Annotated in this window: 3 protein-coding genes; all 3 read right to left on the bottom strand. The window is 29.5% G+C overall.

What is annotated here, in order from left to right; genetic code table 11:
- Positions 1-739: MATE family efflux transporter (locus Q0F58_RS18350; protein WP_294379337.1), on the bottom strand; the 739-nt coding region annotated here is incomplete at its 3' end.
- A gap of 10 nt (positions 740-749) precedes the next feature.
- Complete coding sequence (locus Q0F58_RS18345) at positions 750-1,553, bottom strand: aminoglycoside N(3)-acetyltransferase (RefSeq protein WP_294379335.1); 804 nt, start codon at positions 1,551-1,553, stop codon at positions 750-752.
- Between the two features lie 41 nt (positions 1,554-1,594).
- Complete coding sequence (locus Q0F58_RS18340; protein WP_294379334.1) at positions 1,595-2,635, bottom strand: LacI family DNA-binding transcriptional regulator; 1,041 nt, start codon at positions 2,633-2,635, stop codon at positions 1,595-1,597.
- Positions 2,636-3,313: the final 678 nt, after the last annotated feature.

The following is a 3,313-nucleotide window of genomic DNA, read 5'->3' as shown; positions in this document are numbered from 1 at the left end:
ACATTAAAATAGGCCATAAAATCATAAATATTTTTCTTATAAAATTTTTATTTAAATTAACTTTAAAAGATATATATAATTTATCTTTCTTTTTAACTTTTATTAAAAATGTAATTATCATTATGAATTCTATAGTTCTTGCTATATCAGTAGCATAAGCTGCTCCATCTAACCCTAATTCAGGGAATCCTAATTTTCCAAAAATAAAAATATAATTTAAAATTGTATTTGATACAACTGACATTATACTTGCAGCCATAGGGTATGAAGCATATCCTATACACCTTAAAAGACTTGATATAATAATGGTTAAAGTCATGGGTATAAAACCAAATGAAACGATTTTCAGATAAGATGCTGCACATTCTATTGTAGGGGAATCTGTAGAATAAATTGACATTATTCCTTTAGAAAACAATATTGAAAATATTGAAAAAACAGCGCCTACTAATAATGCAAAAATAAGATTAACAATAAAACTATCATTAACTCCCTTTTCATTTTTAGAACCATAGTATTGAGAAATTAATATTCCTGCTCCTGTAGCAATCCCTGTTATTGTTACAATAAGCAGAGATGAAAATTTTCCTCCAATTCCTGCTCCTGCAATGCTTATACTTCCAAGCTGCCCAACCATTATCTGATCAATTACGCTAACTGATGATTGAAAAAAGCTTTGCAAAGTAATTGGAACTGCTATATGACGTATTTCTTTATAAAATTCCTTTTTATCAAACATATCTACCATCCTACTTTCTATTTTTTTCAATCCACTTAACAGCATAATCAACAATATCTCTTTGCCTCATGAACTTCACTACTGCATTTCCTATCTTAACCTCATTCACCTTATACTCTTTTTCAAAGTCTTCTCCAATTTCAATAAAATCTTCTCCATCTACTGCAAGAGTATCATATGATATCCATTTTCTTTTTCCATCAACCATTACTGCACTACTTTCTATAACATTATGCTTTCCTGGATATTCAGCTTTTGCATCGGCCAAATGAATAGATGTATTCTTATCATATCCAACTCCAATTAAAAGCACATACCCATCTAATTTATATAATTTATCTATAGGTGAATCAGTTCCAAAAATATTGCTTAAATCATGATTTTCAGTTAAATAGGCTGCATGTTTTCCTAGGGCTGCGACAGAGCGTGCTGGATGATTACTTCTCTGTGCACCTGGCCATTTTCTAAACATCTCTGCAACAGCTCCCATTGTATTTGTTGGTGTAATATCTTTATTGTATGCAGGCCAGTTATCTCTTATAATCTGCCACCATTCTTCCGGTTCTTCCCAATGTACACCCGACTTTGGATCTAGATTCTTCCAGCTCTGAGTAGGCATCATTATAGTTCCTTCTTGTCCCACACTTTCAATCAATGCTTCTATTACAATCTGTGGACCTCCACAAACAAAACCAAAACTGCTCAATGATGTATGCACCATTATTGCCTGTCCTTTTTTTACTCCTGCTTTTTCAAATCCTTGTATCAAATCCTCCTTTAAAACTATTTTTCTTTCTTGTTGTACATTATCCATAATTCTACCTCCCTGTATCACATTAATCAATTTTCATGAATTTAATTAACATCTTTTAAAAGCTTGACACTATCTCTTTCAACCAATTCTACTGGTAATATAACATTATTTTCTTCAATACATCCCCTTACTAATTCGTTCAGTAATCTCACTGCATATTCAGCTCTTATTCCAATATCCTGCCTTATAGTTGTAAGGGCTGGTCTTACGATTGTAGATGCTGGTATATCATCAAAACCAGCTATAGATACATCATCTGGAATGCTATATCCATTATCAGTAAGATAATTCATAATTTCTATTGCATATGCATCTGATGCACAAAAAATAGCTGTAACATCCCTTATTTTCTTTTTTATTGTCTTATAATATAAAAAGCGTTCATTTCTCTTCATAGGAATAATTTCTAACTTCACATTATCCAAATCAATCTTGCTATCTTTAAAAGCTTCTTTTAATCCAATATATCTATTATGATCCATGCACATATCATTATCAGAAACATACATTACTCTGCTATGACCTTTACTTATGAAATATTTTCCCATTATATAGCCACCCATAAAGTCATCAATTCCTATATTTGCACACTTTTCTTGTGGTTCAAAAAATCCATCCATAACAACAAATGGTATATGTATGCATTTTCTAAGTTTATCATAATCTTGATCACAGAAACCTATTAAAACAAGGCCCGCCATATTCCACATGGAAGCATATTTTACGACTTCATTTATATTGCTAGTCTTCTTTATCATCATAAAATAATTATTCTTTTCAATTTCCATTTCTAATTTATCTAATAATGAAGAAACAAATGGATCTTGTATTACATTTCCTTCATACTTATCATGATCAGATATGATAACACATATAATTTTTGAACTATTTTGCGCTAGAAGAACTGCTGCCATATTAGGTATATAATTTTTTTCTTCTAGCTTTTTCTGAACTTTTTCAACTGTCTTAACAGATATTTTTTTAGTTTTTCCATTTATCACATTAGATACTGTAGCTGTACTAACCCCTAACTCTTCTGCAATGTCTATTATTCTTACTCTATTGTTCTGTCCTTCTTGCAATTGATAGCCTCCTACTCTTTACCTTACATATTAGAAAATTATATTCCACAAATTGCATTTCCAATATAAGGTTAGCATAATCCTTATATAAAATCAAAGGTTAATCGCATAATCTTATTAAATTGTATTTTCTCACAAAAAATACAGTATATACAACATGCATGCTGCATCTTTTATAAGAATAATAACTTCAAATTTACCATTAACCACCCAATATAGGCTGAATAATATTTCTCTCATATATTTTATAAAATCCTATAAATAAAAACACATTGGAAATAATCCCATAATAATTTCCATAAACAGTACATCTCTCCCCAGCAATAAACTCATTATATCTAAAATCCTTACTAATATTAGCTGATACAATAATAAAGTGATTAACTGCAGCTTGCGCAAGAATTATTCTAGAAATCGTATATAAAAACTGTGCATTTAATGCTGATATATCTGTAAATCGTATTAAAAATAATAATTTATCTGTGGTATAAAACCAAATAGCAAAAAAAGGTAATTTAAGTTACCTAGCTTTGCTATTGACTTTTTTTAAAAATTTAAAAAAGTTATCCACAGATTTGGATATTCCTATTATGAAATATCCTCAATTAATAATATTTATTGAATAAAAAAGTAATTTGCGATTCCAATTAATAGTATTAATATAAAAGAAATAAGGGT

The organism is uncultured Clostridium sp., assembly GCF_934754915.1.
Lineage (GTDB): Bacteria > Bacillota > Clostridia > Clostridiales > Clostridiaceae > Clostridium.
The sequence above is the reverse complement of the archived record's forward strand: the minus strand, read 5'-3'. Positions and strand labels throughout refer to the sequence as shown.